The organism is Pseudomonas sp. R45(2017) (assembly GCF_002112305.1).
Classification (GTDB): Bacteria; Pseudomonadota; Gammaproteobacteria; order Pseudomonadales; family Pseudomonadaceae; genus Aquipseudomonas; species Aquipseudomonas paraglycinae.
Map to the genome: position 1 here is coordinate 87,301 of NZ_NEHH01000009.1, position 18,198 is coordinate 105,498.

16 protein-coding genes are annotated in these 18,198 nt (G+C 59.3%); 5 read left to right on the top strand and 11 right to left on the bottom strand.

All coding sequences use genetic code 11. The features are described from left to right. Nucleotides 1-6 precede the first annotated feature (6 nt). The 5 genes from CAF74_RS21000 to CAF74_RS21020 are packed head-to-tail and all read left to right on the top strand — an operon-like array spanning nucleotide 7 to nucleotide 9,353. Complete coding sequence (locus CAF74_RS21000; protein WP_085747625.1) at nucleotides 7-1,719, top strand: DUF2138 domain-containing protein; 1,713 nt, start codon at nucleotides 7-9, stop codon at nucleotides 1,717-1,719. Further along, on the top strand, nucleotides 1,689-2,354 hold the full coding sequence (locus CAF74_RS21005) for a DUF1175 domain-containing protein (RefSeq protein ID WP_085747626.1): 666 nt from the start codon (nucleotides 1,689-1,691) through the stop codon (nucleotides 2,352-2,354). Before CAF74_RS21000 ends, CAF74_RS21005 begins: the two co-directional genes overlap by 31 nt. Next, a complete protein-coding gene (locus CAF74_RS21010) occupies nucleotides 2,351-6,916 on the top strand; it encodes an alpha-2-macroglobulin (RefSeq protein WP_085747627.1) in 4,566 nt (1,521 codons plus the stop codon). Before CAF74_RS21005 ends, CAF74_RS21010 begins: the two co-directional genes overlap by 4 nt. Nucleotide 6,917: 1 nt before the next feature. Then, nucleotides 6,918-8,537 (top strand): DUF2300 domain-containing protein, encoded by a 1,620-nt coding sequence (locus tag CAF74_RS21015; protein WP_085747628.1) that lies wholly within the window; start codon nucleotides 6,918-6,920, stop codon nucleotides 8,535-8,537. A 3-nt stretch (nucleotides 8,538-8,540) separates the two neighbouring features. After that, nucleotides 8,541-9,353, top strand: coding sequence for a YfaP family protein (locus CAF74_RS21020; RefSeq protein WP_085747629.1), 813 nt, complete (start codon nucleotides 8,541-8,543; stop codon nucleotides 9,351-9,353). Nucleotides 9,354-9,376: 23 nt separating this feature from the next. Here CAF74_RS21020 and CAF74_RS21025 read toward each other — a convergent pair whose 3' ends face one another. The 11 genes from CAF74_RS21025 to CAF74_RS21075 all read right to left on the bottom strand — a co-directional run bounded on the left by CAF74_RS21025 (nucleotide 9,377) and on the right by CAF74_RS21075 (nucleotide 18,105). Then, a complete protein-coding gene (locus tag CAF74_RS21025; RefSeq protein ID WP_039772002.1) occupies nucleotides 9,377-9,811 on the bottom strand; it encodes a hypothetical protein in 435 nt (144 codons plus the stop codon). 15 nt (nucleotides 9,812-9,826) lie between these two features. Further along, nucleotides 9,827-10,387: a hypothetical protein gene (locus CAF74_RS21030; RefSeq protein WP_085747630.1), complete on the bottom strand. Its 561-nt coding sequence runs from the start codon at nucleotides 10,385-10,387 to the stop codon at nucleotides 9,827-9,829. A gap of 187 nt (nucleotides 10,388-10,574) precedes the next feature. Beyond that, nucleotides 10,575-11,660, bottom strand: coding sequence for a macro domain-containing protein (locus CAF74_RS21035; protein ID WP_085747631.1), 1,086 nt, complete (start codon nucleotides 11,658-11,660; stop codon nucleotides 10,575-10,577). Then, on the bottom strand, nucleotides 11,657-12,301 hold the full coding sequence (locus tag CAF74_RS21040) for a DUF4433 domain-containing protein (RefSeq protein ID WP_074691609.1): 645 nt from the start codon (nucleotides 12,299-12,301) through the stop codon (nucleotides 11,657-11,659). The genes CAF74_RS21035 and CAF74_RS21040 overlap by 4 nt, the downstream gene beginning before the upstream one ends. Then, nucleotides 12,298-12,879 (bottom strand): DarT ssDNA thymidine ADP-ribosyltransferase family protein, encoded by a 582-nt coding sequence (locus CAF74_RS21045; RefSeq protein WP_085747632.1) that lies wholly within the window; start codon nucleotides 12,877-12,879, stop codon nucleotides 12,298-12,300. Before CAF74_RS21045 ends, CAF74_RS21040 begins: the two co-directional genes overlap by 4 nt. 185 nt (nucleotides 12,880-13,064) lie before the next feature. Beyond that, the gene (locus CAF74_RS21050; protein WP_085747633.1) at nucleotides 13,065-13,985 is read right to left on the bottom strand and encodes a restriction endonuclease; all 921 of its coding nucleotides are present in this window, start codon (nucleotides 13,983-13,985) and stop codon (nucleotides 13,065-13,067) included. A 130-nt stretch (nucleotides 13,986-14,115) separates the two neighbouring features. Next, nucleotides 14,116-14,547, bottom strand: a complete 432-nt coding sequence (locus tag CAF74_RS21055) for a hypothetical protein (protein WP_080770657.1) — start codon at nucleotides 14,545-14,547, stop codon at nucleotides 14,116-14,118. A 486-nt stretch (nucleotides 14,548-15,033) separates the two neighbouring features. Continuing rightward, nucleotides 15,034-15,774 carry a S24 family peptidase gene (locus CAF74_RS21060; protein WP_085747634.1) on the bottom strand — a complete coding sequence of 247 codons (741 nt, stop codon included), beginning with the start codon at nucleotides 15,772-15,774 and terminating at the stop codon, nucleotides 15,034-15,036. Nucleotides 15,775-15,995: 221 nt separating this feature from the next. Next, on the bottom strand, nucleotides 15,996-16,523 hold the full coding sequence (ppa, locus tag CAF74_RS21065; protein WP_007933577.1) for an inorganic diphosphatase: 528 nt from the start codon (nucleotides 16,521-16,523) through the stop codon (nucleotides 15,996-15,998). 114 nt (nucleotides 16,524-16,637) lie between these two features. Further along, nucleotides 16,638-17,450, bottom strand: a complete 813-nt coding sequence (locus CAF74_RS21070) for a zinc-dependent peptidase (RefSeq protein ID WP_085747635.1) — start codon at nucleotides 17,448-17,450, stop codon at nucleotides 16,638-16,640. Nucleotides 17,451-17,454: 4 nt separating this feature from the next. Further along, complete coding sequence (locus CAF74_RS21075) at nucleotides 17,455-18,105, bottom strand: DedA family protein (protein WP_085747636.1); 651 nt, start codon at nucleotides 18,103-18,105, stop codon at nucleotides 17,455-17,457. Between the last annotated feature and the right edge of the window lie 93 nt (nucleotides 18,106-18,198).

An 18,198-nucleotide genomic window follows, 5' to 3' on the forward strand; every position in this document is an offset into this window, starting at 1 on the left:
GAGAAGATGAGCGATAACACTGCGACCCCGGCTACCGATGCGCCCGCCGCCAAACCTTCCCGGCGCTGGCCGCTGCTGGCGGTCGGGCTGTGCCTGGTGGCCGGCGTGGCGGGCGGGCTCGGCTGGCTGATGCACAAACCGAAGGCGCCGCCGGCGGAACTGGCCAGCGACAAGCTTGGCTTGAGCCGCCCGGACGCACTGCTGGAAACCCGCTCCCTGAGCCAGTTGCCCAAGGACTTGCTGACGGTGCCGTTCCTCAAGGCCACGCTCACTGAGGATTTCGTCTTCTATTACGAAACCCACGCCGACCGTCTCGGGTTGATCGGCAGTCTGCGGCGGATCATCTACGAGCATGACCTGAAGCTGCAGGACAGCCTGATCGAGCAGCTCTTCGATCAACCGGCAGACGTGGCGTTGTGGCGCGGCGCCGATGGCCGGCTGAAGGATTTCCTGCTGGTGATGGATCGCGGCGGGCTGGCCAAGGTGCTGGAGCCGCTGGCGAAAGTCGCCCTGGATGATTCGCAACTGAGCGTGCTCAGCACCCTGAAAGTCGGCGGCGATGAAGTACCGCTCTATCAGCTGACCTACAACGCCGGCAAATCCCTGTTGTTCGCCTCCCGTGGCGACAAACTGGTGGTGCTGTCCAATCCGGCCAAATTCTACGATCCGGAAAGTGGTGCTTCCGAGGAGTCCGGCCATGTCTCGCCGCAAGCGCTGGCGGCGCTGCTCAACGGCGAAAAACTGTTCCCCGAAGCGATCGGGCTCAAGGCCAAAACACCTGAAACCAAACAGCGCCTGTCGGTCAATTCCAGCGTTCTGGCCATGGGTTACCAGCGCTTCATCCCGAACTTCGCCGGCCTGCGTTTCGACATGGACGACAAGGGCTGGCACAGCTACCTCGCCATGGACGAACTGGAGAACCAGCCGGACTTCGATTTCAAACCGGTCTGGCAGGCCATGCCATTGGGCGCCAGTGCCTGCGTGACCTTGCCGGTCGCTGCCGAGCCGCAGAAGCCGCTGCTGGTGAAACTCGGCGCCGAAGAAGCCGTGGCGCAGAAACTCACCGAACACGTGGCCGGCGCGGCGGGCCTGTGCTGGTACGCCGATTCGCGGCTGTACACGCCGTTGCTGGTGGCCAGTCTGAACGACGAAGACAACGGCAAACTCGACGCTGATATCGGCACGCTGTTCGATTCGATGGTCGGCGCTTACGAAGGCAAGGTCGACGAGCACGCGTTCCCGGTGGTGGAAAAACAGGAAGGCCAGAGCCACCTCTGGCAGCGTCAGGTCAGTTCCAACTTCGGCCCTTACGCGGCCAAGGATGCCGAGAACCCGGACGCGATCACCGGCCGTGCCTTCATGAAAGTCAGCCTGGCGCGCCACGGTTCCACGCTGCTGTTTTCCCTCGACGACAAACTGGTCGACAAGGCGCTCGGCACCCTCGACAAACGCTTCCCGCCGATGGCCGATGTACTGCCGAAAGACGTGCTGATGCCGATCTACTTCGGCCCGGATTCGATGGCGCAACTGATCCAGCAGGAAACCCTCGACAGCCTGCCGCAGGACATGGAACCGGTGTTCTACAACGCCGCGCAAACCTACCTGATCCCGAAACTGCGCACCCTCGGCGGCATGGGCAAATACGCCCTGACGTTGCCGGAAGGCAGCGAGCCTGACGGTCACTGGCAATGGCTGCCGCTGGAGTGGAAAGCGCTGTGACCGGACTCATTCGCAGCCTTGGCCTTCTGGCGCTGTTGCTCAGCGCCGGTGCCCGAGCCGTTGAGATTCCAGCCCTCGATCCGCAGCAATCCCAGGTGTTTCGCGCCTGGTTCGTGCGCATCGCTCAGGAGCAGTTGAGCAAAGGCCCGAGCCCGCGCTGGTATCAGCAGGACTGCGCGGGGCTGGTGCGTTTCGCCGCCAACGAAGCGCTGAAAGTCCATGACGACAAATGGCTGCGCAGCAATGGCGTGTCCAACCGCTACCTGCCGCCGGAGCTGGACCTGAGCGCCGATCAGCGCAAGCTCGCCCAGCAATGGCAGCAGGGCGGCGGCAAGGTCGGGCCCTACGTCAACGCGATCAAACTGATTCAGTTCAACAGCCATCTGATCGGCCGCGACGTGTCCCAGGCACGGCCCGGCGATCTGATGTTTTTCGATCAGGGCGACGACCAGCACCTGATGATCTGGATGGGCCGCTACATCGCCTATCACACCGGCACGACCACCCCAACCGACAACGGCATGCGTTCGGCAAGCCTGCAGCAACTCATGACATGGAAGGACACCCGATGGATACCCGACGCAGCCAACCCCAACTTCATCGGCGTCTATCGACTGAATTTTCTCTCCCAATGACCGGTGCCCGCATGCTGCGTTTACTGCCTTTTCTGTTGCTGTTGACCCTGCCGTTTTCGGCCGTGAATGCCGAAGACACCGTGGAGCCAAGCGGCTATACGCCGGTGTCCGGTGAGAGCTTTTTCCTGCTGGCCGACAGCAGTTTCGCCGCCGACGAACAGGCGGTGGTGCGCCTCGAAGCACCGGGTCGCGACTATCGCCGTTTCCGCATGGAACCGTACGGCGGCGCCGATATCCGGGTGTACAAGATCGACAAGCCGCTGGACTTCCTCAAGCGCCAGAAGAACCTGCACCGCGTGGTCAGTGACGGCCAGTTCAAGGGCGAAGGCCTGTCGAACACCCTCGCGTACCTGTGGGACAACTGGTACCGCAAATCCCGTCGCGTAATGCAGCGTGCGTTCTCCTACGAGTCGCGCCAGCAAGTCACCGAGGAGGTGCCGGAACTGAAGATGGGCAATGCCATCGCCGCGCCGACCCCTTACGACGCGCAACCGCAATTCGCCCTGATTCCGGGTCTGCCGGTGGTCAGTCAGTTCCGTTATCCGCTGTGGCAGGCCAAACCGATTCAGCCACCGACAGGCGTCAATCTGGCCGGGTCTTCCAGCGAGTTCGTCAGCGTCGCGCCGGGTAACGTCTACATCCCGTTGGGCAATCTGAAACCTGGCCTGTATCTGGTCGAAGCGCTGATCGGCAAGTACCGCGCGACCACCATGGTGTTCGTTTCCAACACCGTGGCGGTGAGCAAGATTGCCGGTGATGAATTGCTGGTGTGGGCCGCACGCAAACACGAAGGCAGCTCGGTGCCGAAGGTCAATGTGCTGTGGACAGACGGCCTCGGCGTGATGAGCAGCGGCGCCACCGACACCGATGGTCTGCTCCGCCTGAAACACGTCAGCCCGGAGCGTTCGTTCGTGATTGGCGAGGACGAAGAGGGTGGCGTATTCGTCTCGGAAAACTTCTATTACGACAGCGAAATCTACGACACCAAACTCTACGCCTTCACCGACCGGCCGCTGTATCGTCCGGGTGATTGGGTGTCGCTGAAAATCGTCGGCCGTGAATTCAGGAACGCGCGGGATTCGGTATTGCCGGGCGCGGCGGACGTCAATGTCAGCGTGCTCGATGCTACCGGCACCGAGTTGCAGCGGCTCGATCTGAAACTTGATTCCAAGGCCGGCACCCAGGGCCGTTTCCAGTTGCCGGACAATGCGGTGGCCGGTGGTTACGAGCTGCGTTTCAACTACAAGGATCAGGCCTACAGCAGCGCGTTCCGGGTGGCGGAGTACATCAAGCCGCACTTCGAAATCTCGCTGAATCTGGCCAAGCAGGATTACCGCACCGGCGAACCGGTGAAGGGCAGCCTGGTGCTGCTTTACCCGGACGGCAAACCGGTGGCGAACGCCAAACTGACCCTGAGCCTGCGCGCCCAGCAACTGTCGATGGTCGACAACGAGCTGCAATACCTCGGTCAATTCCCGGTGGAGCTGACCAGCACCGAACTGACCACCGACAGCAAGGGCAACGCGACCCTAGACCTGCCGGCCGCCGACAAACCGAGCCGCTACATGCTCACCGTGTTTGCCAGCGATGGCGCAGCGTATCGGGTCAAAACCACCAAGGAAATCCTCATCGACCGCGGTGCCGCCAGCTTCCGCCTGACTGCGCCGCAGCGCTTCAGCGCGGTGGGTGACAAGGTCGCGTTCAGCTACGCCAACGAGGGCGGCAGCCAACAGGCCCAGGCCGTTGTGCCGAGCAGCTACAGCTGGGTTCGCCTGGAAGACCAGACCACCGGCGAAGGCAAACTGGCGGCGAAAGACAAAGGCTTCAGCGTGGCGTTCGATCGCCCGGGCACCTACAACCTGTCGCTGAAAGATCAGCACGGCCGAGTGCTCGGTGCGACTGGTCATTCCGTCACTGGTGACGGCGTCAAGGCTGTGCCGGGCACCGTGGAAATCGTCCTCGACAAACCCGAGTACAAGGCAGGCGACGAAGCGCTGGCGCTGATCACTTTCCCGGAGCCTGTCAGCGATGCACTGCTGTCGCTGGAGCGTGACAAGGTCGAAGCCACCGCGCTGCTGACCAAGGGCGGCGACTGGCTGAAACTGGAAAAACTCAGCAACACCCAATACCGCGCACGCATCCCGGTGAAGGACAACTTCGCGCCGAACCTGACGTTCTCCGTGCTCTACACCAAGGGCGGTCAGTACAGCTTCCAGAACGCCGGGATCAAGGTTGTTGCGCCGCAGATCGACGTGGCAATCAAAACCGACAAAGAGACCTATCAGCCGGGCGATACCGTGACGGTCGACCTGACCACGCAGTTCGCTGGCAAGGCAGTGCCGGCGCACCTGACGGTCAGCGTCGTGGATGAAATGGTCTACGCGCTGCAACCGGAAGTTGCGCCGACCATCGACCAGTTCTTCTACCACCCGCGCCGCAACAACGTGCGCACCAGCGCCAGCCTGTCGTTCATCAGCTACGACGTGGCGTTGCCGGGCAGCCCGGGCGCACCGGGCAAAGCCAACCGCAGCGAGCGTGGGGTGAAAGTGCTGGAGCGGCCGCGTCGCGAAGATGTCGACACCGCTGCATGGCAACCGGAATTGCTGACCGACGCTGATGGCAAAACCCGTTTCACCTTCAAGATGCCGGACTCGCTGACCCGCTGGCGCATCACCGCGCGAGCGATTGCCGATGACGGTCAGGTCGGGCAGAAGAAGCAGTTTGTCCGCTCGGAAAAACCGCTGTACCTGAAGTGGAGCGGCCCGAGCAAATTCCGCAAGGGCGATCAGCCGCAACTCGGCGTGTTCTCCTTCAGTCAGGCCGAAAAACCGGTCAAGGCTGAGCTGGTGACGCATTACGCCGGCGCCGAACAGCGCCTGCCGGTGACCCTCAACAACGGCATCAACTACCTGCCGCTACCGGCCTTCGCATTGGCCTCCGGCGAATGGACCGCCGAACTGGTGCAGGACGGCAAGACCGCCGACGCCCTCGCGGTACGCCTGACCGCCACCGGCGAAGGCTGGCAAGTGACGCAGACCCAGAGCCTCGATGTGGCCAGCGGTGACACACCGCTGAGCCTGCCGGCAGACGCCACCGACATTCGCCTGCGTCTGGATGACAGCCCGCAAGCGCTGTTCCGTTCGGCCCTCGACGATCTGCTCAGCTATCCGTACGGCGGCGTCGAACAGACCGCCAGCCGCTTGCTGCCGCTGAGCATCGCCTATCCGTCGCTGGCGTCGAGCCCGCAGATCCGCGACCGCTTGCGTCTGATCATGCAGAACAGCCGTCTGCGCCTGGTGCAAATGGCCGGGCCGTCGGCGAGTTTCACCTGGTGGGGCTTTGATGGTGAGCCGGATGCGTTCCTCACCGCTTACGCCTATTACGCCGACTGGAACGCCAGTCAGGTGCTGGATCTGACCTTGCCGCCGGAGCACTGGCAGCGGGTGCTGGAGGTCTACGCCAAGCAGGCGCCGAACACGCCGTTGCTGCAACGGGCACTGATCCTGTCGTTCGCCAAGCAGATGCATCTGCCGGTCAACACGCTGCTCAGCGGTTTGATGGACGATCTGGCGAAGGCCGGGGAAGGCAATGCCGAAAACCTGATGGACGACGGCGAAGACAGTCTGGTGATGGGCGATCCGGATTCGGCGCTCGGTCTGGCGGCGGCGCGGGTCTTGACCGCATCGCTGGCCACCCAGTCGAAAGTTGCTCTGCCGGATGCGTTCAATCGTCAGTTGGGCGCTGCGCAACAGCGCTTGTCCGTCAGTTCGCAGCCGTTTGCCGAAGCGCTGAACCTGTCGCTGCAACCGTTCGATCAGGCTCGTGCCACGGCGTTGTTGCAACGCCTGTTGCCGCAGCAATCGACCCTCGAACGTGCGCTGGCGCTGACCTGGCTGCAACGCAGCATCGCCCAGGCATCGCCGACCATCGCGCTGGCCCCGGGCGAAGGCTGGAAGAAAAACTACGGCGCGACCGGCGAGATGTATTGGACGTGGCAGGGTGCTGCGCCGGTGCCGAGCGTGTTGTCGGTGTCGGGCACTCAGGAGCGTCCGTTGCGTGCCGCGCTGAGCTTCCAGACCCAACAACCGGCGGTCGATCCGATGGCGGTGACCATCACTCGTCGCCTGTCGCGTCTGGTGCCGGGTGACGAAGCCTTCACTTTCAAACTGGAGCCGGTCGGCACCAAGCCGTTGTCCAGCGACAGTCTGTATCTGGACGAGGTGATCCTCACCAGCAAGGCACCAAAACCGTTGCGCTACGGCATGCTCGAAGTGCCGTTGCCGCCGGGCGCCGATGTCGAGCGCACCACGTGGGGCATCAAGTTGCAGGGCAAGGACGGCACCGAGCCGACCGCGCTGGAGAAGGCGCGGTTCGAACCGGGCCAACTGGCCTACGCGGTTCCGGTGGATGCACTGAGCGGTGAATTGCGTCTGCGCCATCTGGTTCGGTTCTCGCAGAAGGGCCAGTTCAACCTGCCGCCGGTGCGTTTCACTCAGGTCTACGCGCCGCAGCATCAGGCCCGCGAAGCGAAAGCGGCCCTCGGTCAGGTCACGGTCAACTGACATGACCCGGCCGCTGGTCTGGCTGCTGATGTGTGTGATTCCTGCGCTGGCGACGGCGCAGGATGAACCGTTGCGCGTAGCCTACAAGGGCGAATTGCTGTCGCTGAACACCACGCAACTGACCGCCCGCGAGCCATTGCCTTCGTCGCTTGATACGCCGCTGGGCAGTTTGTGGAAGATGTTCGTCTACGCGTGGCTGGTGGATACCGGCGCGCAGGAACCGGCTTATGAATGTCGCGGGCAGTCGAAGGAAGAAGTCTATTGCTGCACGGCGGGCGGGAAGATCGAGCGTGATCAGGCGCTGGTAAAATCCTGCGGGCTGTATTTCGAGCCGGCGCGGTTGGGCATAACCGCTGGCGATTGGAGAACCTATTGGCAGGCGCGACAGGCGCCGTCGTGGTTGCTGGATTTGCCATCGGTGCAACCGGCTACTCGGGTTTCCGTGGCTGACCTGCTGAAGGTTTTGTCTCTGCTGCCGGCTCAGGATCAGATGCGCCGTGTGCTGCTCGACGTGGTGCTGAATGCGGCGGACGGCAATGTCGTCGGTGAACTCGGCGGGCGCTTGCGGGTGAAAACCTGGAGCTGGCTCGGCGATCAGGACCCGCAATCACGTCAGGGTGGATTCGCTGGGTGGACGGCGGATGGCTCGCCGATCTGGGCCGGTGGCCGGGGCACCAGTCAGATGGTTCTGCGGCATTACGGTTCGGCGTTGGCGACGGTGTTGCCCGCATCATGGCCAGCGGAAGCGGGGCGATGCGTTGAGGTCGGACTGTTCTCGCGTTATCCGGTTTCGCGGGTTCTGGTCGGTGATCGAGTGGTGAGCTCCGGCCCGTTGCAGGGCGATTACCGCGTCGAATTCGTTAATGGCAATACGCTGGATATCCACAGCGATGGCGAGCTGTTTCTGCTCAACGACAAGCTTGTGGCTCGGCTGGATCGCGAAGAGTACGTCGCCCGTGTGCTGGAGCGTGAAGCCAAACCCGAGCCGGCCGAAGCCGCCAAAGCGTTGGCCGTGGCGATCCGCACGTATCTGCTGCAAAACGCCACGCGCAACGGCGAATGCCTGAGCATCGACGACAGCAGCACCCGCCAACGCGTCGCCCCGCGCCCGGCTTCCGCCGAATCCCGCAACATCGCCGCATGGACGTCGGATCTGGTATTGGCCGGCAGCACCGTCACCTATCACTCCGATCAACCTGGCCCCGACAAACTGGCCTGGCAACAAGCCGTCGAGCAAGCCAATGCCGGGCAGCGTTACGACGCGATCCTGCTGCACGCCTATCCACGAGCGAGCCTTAGCCGCTGGGACAACCCGGTGGCGTCCTGCGAAGCACTGCCCGCCGCGCAGGACTGGCTGCAAAAACAGCGGCGCGGCTGGCGTCCCAGGCTGGAAAGCGAAACCGGCTACAACGAAGTCAGCACGTTCGCCGTCTGCAAACTCGCCTTCGGCCGCCCCTTCGTCGACCGCGAACGCCAGCGCATCTACGTGCGAGGCGTGCTGTCGTTGCAGGATCGCCTCGACCTGACTCACGAATACCTGCACCTGGCCTTTGAAGCACATCCCAACGGCCAGGATGAAACCTATATCGAAGGGCTCGCCCGTCACCTTTTGCTGGAATAGACCATGACACTCCGTTATCCACAGGTCTTGCTGTTGCTCTGCGTCTTTGCCGCCGTTTCGCCGGTGATCGCCGCTGACGGCGTCAAACTCGACACCCCGATCGGCGGCTGGCGCAGTGGCGCACCCGAAGGCGAGGGCGAAAGTTTCCGCCAGACCGTCAACTACCCGGCCTCCTCGGTAAACACTCCGCTCGGCCAGGCCAACACCGCCCGCATCAGCGGCGAAATCAAAGCCACCCCGAAAAACAAAGAGCCCGGCCGCCTGATCGTCAACGGCGTCAGCATGCCGCTGAAAATCGACGACAGCGGCCGCTTCGACCGCCCGTTCTCCTTCCCCAACGGCAGCAACAGCGTCGAAGTCCGCAGCCCCGACGGCCAGCAACGGCACCGCACGCAATTTCTCAACACCAGCGGCGGCGCTACTCCGGCGAAACTGCGGGTGTTGCTGGCGTGGGACAGTGACGGCACCGACCTCGACCTGCACCTGATCACACCCGACGGCGCGCACATCTGGTACGGCGATCGCGTTGCGCCCAATGGCGCTGCTCTGGATGTCGACGTGACCACCGGCTACGGCCCGGAAATCTTCGCCATGCCGGCGCCGATCAAGGGTCAGTATCTGGTGTATGTGAATTATTTTGGCGGTGGGTATCGCGGGGATGATGAGGGTGGGGAAGAGGCGGTGCAGCCGTTGACTACCGCGCAGGTGACGGTGATTACGGAGGAGGGGACGCCTAGCGAGAAGATGGAGACTTTCATCGTGCCGATGCGGGCGGTGGGGGAGTTGACGTTGGTGAAGTCGTTTAGTTATCCCTGAGCAGGAGACTGCTCAGGGTTGCATTAGAAGCCGGGCGGAATATAGCCGGGCACGAACGGGACGTTGATGCACTTCCCGTGAATGATCTTCCCGTCTTCAATCCTGAACAGCACGATCTTCTTGGCTTTGTTGACGGTGGCCTCCAGTTTGCAATCCGAACTGTGACCGACTGTCTCGTAGTACTCGGTGTAAACCATGCCGTTGCCGGTATGGTTCATTGAAGTCCCGGCCGCTTCTGTAGTGGTCCAGCTGGAGGATTTGAACCAGGTGAGAACCGCCAGATTCTCACCGTTGGCACCGGTCTGTTTTTTCATCGAGTCGGGTTTGCCGAACAGGTCGAGTGCTTCCTGGACATCGCGTCCCTCCCATCGAGACTGAGCAATCAGGTGGCAGCCATGCAGCAGCAATAGTGTGGGTGTCAGCAGGACCGCCAGTAACGTTTTAGTCCATTGATTCATCATGCGTTCCGCCGCTTACTTGTTACCGAGGATCGAATCCAGGTTGTCCATCATCTGCCCCTTCTCCTGAATCGGTGCCAGCTTGAAGAACATCTGTTGCATGCCCTGAATCATCTGCAAGGGCTCCATCTTGCCCAGCGCGATCATGTCTTTCTTGGCGGGGGAGCAAACAAACTCGGCGGCGCGCTGTACCCAGAACTCCTTCGGTTGTTGCCATTGGTCGTTAACTTTCAGGTGCCGCATCATGTAGGCAATGCGATCTATGGATTGCCCATTAAGAAAGCGGACCTTGTTCGTGGAGCACTGCACTTCGAGGTTGTAGGCATCGATCATCGGTTTGCCGGGTTCTTCATACACCAGCGTCACGGCCACCAACTTCGCACCCTTGGTATGGTTCGACGGCACGACTGAAGTGCTGTCGGCTACATACATGATGTTCTTGTTGGGAATGCCGTTGCCGTAAATGATCCACCAGTCACCGACGGGGTTCGGTTCTTCTGCCTGCGCGCAAGTAGTGGCGGTCAGAAGTGCGGTTACTAGAACAAGAGATTGATTGAGTTTGAAAAACGACGACATGGTGTTGCTCCATTCCTTGGTGCTTTTGCAATGCACAAAAACAGAATGGAAATTTAGTGGCGAGGTTGGGTGGGCGGCAATTAGGGCGGATGTGCTAATGGCTTATTGCGATGGTTCAATAATCGCCTGAGCCGTCTACTCATTGCACGTACCAAGCGGACAGGCAAACTCGCATTTATTGTCTGCGTCAGGCCGCTATTTTCGGGCTGAAACTGCTGGAGATCAGGCGATTAATCGCGATTTCAAGAGCTTGATCATCGAATAGTTTATTTTTGCGCACCGCAGCTCCACCCCCGCCGTCCCAGTTTCTCAGTGCTTCACGTACCGCAGAAACGGTCGGAACAACCCCTTCCTTAATCAGCAACCAATCGACGGTCGCGAGTAATTCCATTCCGAAGGGGGATTCAAAACCATCGATTAATTCAGCTGTGCGCTCTAAAGCTTGGGAATATTCCCTGGCTTCAGTCTTTAGGTAGGTCTGCAAAAAAGCCTTGCGATCTTGATCAAACCAAATCACATCGGTGATTTCCGCATCACTGATACGCTTGTCGCAATGTAGATAGCTACCATCCAGATTGTTGAGCAGATGCTCCAGTCGATTGGCGTATGGCCCGAATTTATGAGCGATAAATTTCAGGTTTAGCGGGTTCTCTGTACTTGGAAGTTTTTCAATTGCCCGCTCAAGAAACCAAGCCAGTTTTTGAATCTCGAGCAGACTGCATTCCATGCCCAACACCCAATAGCGTCGAACCAGTTCAGCGATAAGGGCACGGGCCGGCGTGAGCGTCTCTACACCGTTGCGCTTGGCGACATTCAGATATTGATTGGTCGGCTCGAACACCAGCACGTCGACATCCAGATCCCCCAAAACCTCAACGATCTGTTCGCGGACTTCAGGCCACTTCAATCCACCGTTACCAGCACCCAGTGGCGGGATAGCGACTGATTTCACGTCATTCTCAATTAGAAACCGACGCAGGTCGTGCAGACCTTCTGTTATCCAGGCCATTTGCGAAGGTGAACGCCAGTGACGTTTGGTCGGGAAATTGACGATCCAGCGAGGTCCTTCAAGTTCGTTGGTGGCGGTCACGTGCATCTTGCCGGTTTCAACTTCCTTGGCCTTGCACGCCGCTGCGTACAGACGATAGTTCTGCGCAAAGCGTTCTTTGAACATCAGCGCGATGCCTTTTCCCATCACGCCCACGGTGTTCACCGTGTTGACGAGGGCTTCGGTCTTGGCTTCCAGCAGGTTGCCTTGGGTAAATCTGATCATTGGAAATACCATTTGGGACGCGCATGGACAGACAACGTCAGGCCTCGAGCGGCGACGTCTTGTTCTATGCGTTCTTTCATTGCATCGGTGTGGCACATGATGCCCAGTAGTCCCGTAATCGGTAAGTGATGGTGGATCAGCGCTTCCGCTTGATAACGCTCTATTTTACGAGGGTCATCAGGATCGCGCTTGAAGTCGCGCCGTTGAAGGATAGTCCAATCGATCTGGTCGAGATTCGCCAGATCGCTGTAATAGTCTGTCCAACTCGGATAGGCATGTGCGTTTGTAAAGACAAACGGTAGGCCGAGCTCTTCAACGCGATGGAGGCTTGAGACCAGAATGACGATCTCGTCATTGCTGCGTTGCTGCACGCTCCACCCGGAGTGGATGTTCTGCATCATCACCGAGAAGGGCGTGAAATAGAAGGGCACGTAGTCGGCCAGGACGCCTTCGGGTGCGATAGGCACCTGACGGGAACGGCGCTTGTCGATCAAGTCGACGTTGCCGATGTTCACGTAATGAGGTGCCTGTACTTCCGAGTTTGCGCAATGCAGGCCGTTGTCCAGAATCCAGGGCAGGTTATCGCGATGGACGATACGCCAAATCAGAGCTTTCTCTGGATTCAGGCTGGTGTAGTTCATTGATAAAACATTCTCTGATTCACGCTGGTCTGCACATTAACATCCGCTGCCTGCAATTTAGCTACGCAAAGTGCATCGACTTCTTCGCTGGGGGTAAAGATTTTGAAGAAGGCCTCAGGTTTAACAACCCCCGGTGCGAGACACTCGGCCATGCAGATGCTTTTGCAATGAGGGTCCAGGTAATCGCGACTGCTCATGACATCCCACTCGATGGCTTCGAAACCCTGTTCGTAATCAAGTAGCTGTATTGAGTCGCCTGCTAACGGGTGGCGTGGAATGATTTTCCAGCCGTATTGCCTGGCCGTTGATCTGTAGACCGAGATCAGTACAAATTGGGCCTCTGGCCTGTTGCGCTGGACGCTTCCGTCAAATGGATTCTTCGCAAACCAGTGGAAGGGCACGTAATTGTCGAGCTGCAGAGCCTGCCGCTTTTTCAGGATTTCAGCATCTGCGACGTCTTTGAAACCCGAGAGGCCAGCGCGAGGTTTCAAACCATCCTTGAAAATTCCATCCAGGTTTTCAACTGAAGTGAGATGGTAGAGAAGCTTCTGATCCTTGATGCTTTTAACGTCCGACATAGTGGTCTCCTTGACCTGCACATCAACCTAAACTGGATTCAGTTCCGGCCTCGCCCCGTGCTGATGTAACCCTCGATCCGTAGGGGTTGGTAGAACAATCGCTGCGATTCTAGTGTGCCATCACTTTTGGCCACAAGCCCACTAAGGAAATTGGTTAGCAGGGTCAAGCAGCAACACGCCCGAACTCACTCTTCATCAAAATAATCGCGATCCAGCGTCGGCAACCGCAACAAACGCGATGTCACGCCCACCTCATGATCCATCATCAGATGCACCAGTCGCGTCCCGTCTACCAGCACAATACCGTCCACCGATTTGGCGAAGTCGACGGCGTGCGCCGTAAAACCAGAGGTGGTAATGAACACACCGCGCTTGGCCTTTTGTCCTGCGAGCGCGCCATAGAACGCCTGTAACTCAGGTCGGCCAACCGTGTTCTGCCAACGCTTGGCCTGTACGTAAACCTTCTCCAACCCCAATTTATCGAGCGAGATAATGCCGTCGATGCCGGCATCACCGGAACCTCCGACACGTTGCAAGTCGTTGCGACTGGCGCCGTAACCCAAGCGATGAAGAACATCCAGCACGATTACTTCAAAACGGTTAGGGCTTACTTGCAGCAAGTTGTCCAAAAGGTCGGCCGCCGTGGCATCGCGTAATTCCTTAAGCGCTCGCTCCAGTCGGTCGTCGGGGCTCTCGGTGGCGGACGCTAGATCGGGCTCCACATTTGGTTGGTCATCCAGTGGCTCGGCGTCAGGCGCGACTTTCAGCTTCACATTCATGTAGCCGATTGCTAAGTGCTCCACATCCGTGGTCGACAGTGGAAATGCATGCTCCTTGGCGTACTGCACGCCTGCGTCGGTCAACTTCCAATAACCGCGTTTGGCACTGCTGGAAAGACCTGCGCGCTTGAGTCGATCGTGTGCCCAGCCTGATCGGTTCTTGTAGGTAGCCTGACCACTGGCGATCAGTTCTTCGCGCTGAGCTTCACTCAGTTGCAGCATTTTTGCTGCTGATTCATGAGCGTCCCGAGCGATTGCACCCTCGGGTTTTGTGGCGAGAAAGCGAAGGATCGGCTCAATGAACTGATCGTAGGTTGGAACGGACATGGGCGCATCCCTGTGCTGAAAGTGTTTTCGTGCCGATCGGATGGCGATTGTAAATCAACGGTGGATATGGAGGGCTTCGCGACTAAAGCGTCTGCAGGTGAAAGCGTAAGTCGCTATGTCAGTTTCACCATCAATCCGCAAAAACACCGCAAAGCGCATTGCCTTGGTAACCATGAACGATCGGTCCCAACATCATGAATGGGCCGCAAGCGTAGAAAGGGGATGGGACTTTTTGCTGCGAGTCGAGCAGAACGGCTTCGTTTCCGAACTCGTCGTTGCCGAAGGACTGCTCGAAATACGATGTGCACACCGGTAGTTTCAATGGCACCGGAATGATCAGTGCCCAAACGGTGATCCCGCACCATTCCCGTGTAGGCGTCGACGTGACCGTTCTGCTGATTTGCGGTGTGATTGATCGATAGCTTTGCGCTTTGTAAGCGTCTGTCTTGACGGTTGTTTTTTCCGGGAGCGATACGATTGCTCCAACACATCCTGAAAGACAAAGGCACGAGGCGGCTGTCAGGCCAACTGATTTCATGTTTGAAGTGATGGTTTTGGGCATGAATGTTGAACGTCCTTGTGGGGTGACTTGAGCAATCTAAGTTGCCGTCGCTTCCAGCAGGCGGGGCTCTGTTATGCGATGAGTTGTGCAAGCACCATTACACAGCGCTCTGCCCGTAAACCGACCCCCGGCCGGTTTTTCAGCAGGCATTAAAAAGCCGGCTTGTGGCCGGCTTCTCGGGGACTGGCTTGGTTTATTTTTGGTAAACCGCGCCAGCCTTCAAAACGTACATCCGGATCTTGCGTCCGGCTGTGGGACTTGGTCAGACAGTGGTCTGCCGCGTCAGGCGTCATCCGGGCCGCTTGGCGGGCCGATGCGCGAATGTGGGGCGCAGGATACTGAGTTTTGTCGGGGATTCCCAGTCTCAAGTGCGGAATAGAGCGATTTCTGCGGCAGGAAGCAGGGATTTGTACCTTGTATCCGGGCCTCTTCGCGGGCAGCCCCGCTCCCACAGAGTTTTCTGCAGGGGGCGGGAGTGACGGAGGGTCAGAGAAACGGCACCACCGGCCGCCGCTTGCCCAGCGTCGACCACCAGAACACCCACCCCAATACATGAATCCTCTGCTCCTCGATCTGCGCCGCGCGGAAGATCTCGTCCGGGTATTCGGCGCTGTTGTGGCTGCGCAGGCGCAATGCGTTGCCGGGCATGCGGTGCAGGTATTTGATGCGCAGCATGCCGTCGTGTTCGATGGCGTAGATTTCGCCGTCCACCACCTGGGTGAGGCCGCGGTCGATGGCGAGGGTGGAGCCGTCTTCGATTTTCTCGGCCATGCTGTTGCCGATCATGTGGGTGCAGATGGCGTCGGTGTGGCGGATCTCCAGTGTTTCTAGGTGGCTGCGGGGCAGGCGGATGGTTTGTTCCGGGTCTTTGATGACATGGGTTTTGTCGGAGCCGGGGGCGACCGGGGTTTCTTTGTAGAGCGGCAATTCGATGTCGTTGGTTTCGAGCACCGTGTAGACGCCGCGAATGGCATGCGCATCGAGGATGTCGCCCGAGTCCGTATGCAGGTGCGGGGCGTCTTTCGGGCCTTCGCCGGTCTTCAGCCATTGGCTGTTGACGGACAACAGGCGCGCAACTTCTTCCATGCGGTACGCGGGTACGCCCCGGGTGTACCAGTTATGAACGTTTTGGGCTTCCGTGCCCCAGAACTTTGCGAATCCCGTGGTGGTGATGTTCGCAGCTTCCAGGAGTGCCTTGAATCTTGGACCGCTAGTGTTCTTTCTCATAAACACGAGTCTACGACCGGCCTAGAGCGGTTTGAATAAACCTTGCGTTCAAAATCAGGGCAAATTTTGCGACGGGATGTAAGACGTCCTTGTGGGAAATTACACACACCAAAACTTTTCTGTAGGTCGCTATAAACAGGCTGTTTAAGCACTTATCTGGCAGGCACAAAAAACCCCGGATCAACCGGGGTTTTCTTCAAGCGTGTCGCAGGTCGTGAGACTTAGCCTTTGTAGGCAGCAACCGACTTGGTGATCGCGGCGCGGGCAGCGTCAGCGCCGTCCCAGCCTTCGATTTTCACCCATTTGCCTTTTTCGAGATCTTTGTAGTTCGCGAAGAAGTGCTCGATCTGCTGGATCAGCAGGGCTGGCAGGTCGGTGTATTCCTTCACGTCCACGTACAGCTGGGACAGCTTGTCGTGTGGGACTGCGATGACTTTGGCATCGCCGCCGCCGTCGTCGGTCATGTTCAGGATGCCGACTGGACGGGCGCGGATCACCGAACCTGGAGCAACCGGGTAAGGGGTTACGACCAGCACGTCGAGGGGATCACCGTCGTCAGCCAGGGTGTTCGGGATGTAACCGTAGTTGGCCGGGTAGAACATCGGGGTGGCCATGAAACGGTCAACGAACAGGCAATCGCTGTCTTTGTCGATTTCGTATTTGATCGGCGCGTGGTTGGCCGGGATCTCGATCGCGACGTAGATGTCGTTCGGCAGGTCTTTGCCAGCCGGAATCTTGCTGTAGCTCATTGGGCGTTGCCCCCGTTAGTTGACCAAAAACACTTGGCCGGATTGACCAAAAAGTGGCGGCGATTATAGGCATATTCTGCCGTGGACGCCATGTACCGGAAGTCGTGCAGACCTTTACTCGTGAGCCTGATAGACCGGGTCGCTGGCCTGAAGTTGCTTCAGGCGCGCCAACGGATCCTGGCGGTAGAAAAGCCGCAGCTGCGCATACACCTGTGGATAAGCTTCGTGCAGCAGATCCGGAGCGCTGAAGAAGTACTCGCTGGTGACGGCGAAGAACTCGGCCGGGTTCTCGGCGGCATACGGGTCGATGGCGGTTTCGGCGTCGGGATGGCGGTCGAGCTGGCGATTGAGGTCGTCGTACGCCGCCTGCATCACCTCGGCCCAGTCGCTGACCCGCATGTCGGCATGCAGCGGTGGCAGGCCGTTGGCGTCACCGTTGAGCATGTCCAGCTTGTGCGCCAGTTCGTGGATCACCAGGTTGTAGCCTTCCCAGCCACCACTGGCCATCACGCCGGGCCAGGCGAGGATGATCGGCCCTTGTTGCCACGCTTCGCCGCTGTGTTCGCCGTCCCACTCATGCTCGACGCCGCTGGCATCGCGATGGCGCTGGGGGCTGAGGAAGTCGTCGGGGTAGAGGACGATTTCATGAAAACCCTGATACCAGTTCAGATCGCCGAGATGCAAAAGTGGCAGTTGCGCCTGGGCGGCGAGCAGCAGGCGTTGTTCCTGATGCAATTCGACACCGGGCAGGGCGGTCAGGTGTTTGTCTTCGAGGAACAGCACGCTGGTTTCGCGCAGCCACTGGTCTTCAGCGGCAGTGATGCCATCGAGAAAACTCAGGTGATGGCGCACCCGCTGCCACATATCGTCGGCAATCGGGTACTTCGCCAGAATGCGCCGGCGTCGCCAGGCGCTCAGCGACCACATCGGTTCAGTGCGATTGGGCTTTGGCGCCGCCGAAACGGCTGCGAACCACGCCAATGATCATCGGTACCAGCGACAGCAGAATGATGCCGACCACCAGCAGCGACAGGTTCTTCTTGATGAACGGCACGTTGCCAAAGAAGTAGCCCAGCGTCACCAGACCGCCGACCCACAGAACCGTACCGAACACGCTGAAACCGAAGAACCGCGGGTAAGGCATCTTCGCGACACCGGCGACGAACGGGGCAAAGGTACGGATGATCGGCAGGAAGCGCGCCAGGGTTACAGTCTTGCCACCGTGTTTGTCGTAAAAGTCGTGGGTCTGTTGCAGATAGTCGCGGCGGAAGATCTTCGAATTCGGATTGCTGAACAGTTTTTCACCGGCCGTTCGTCCGATCACGTAGTTGGTGCTGTCGCCGAGGATCGCCGCGAGCATCAGCAAGCCCGCCAGCAATACCGGATCCATACCGCCGCCCGCAGCCACTGCGCCGGCGATGAACAGCAGGGAATCACCCGGCAGGAATGGCATCACCACCAGACCGGTCTCGCAGAAGATCACCAGAAACAGGATGGCGTAGATCCAAGGCCCGTAATTATTCACCAGCAGGTCGAGGTAAACATCGAGATGCAGGATAAGGTCGAGCGGGTTGAAATCCATGGAGGCACCTGTGGTGATGGCCTGACTCGGCAGGCCTGTGCGGATGACTTCGTGTAAGCCTACAAGCGGGTGTAGTTTTTCTTACAAGCCGGG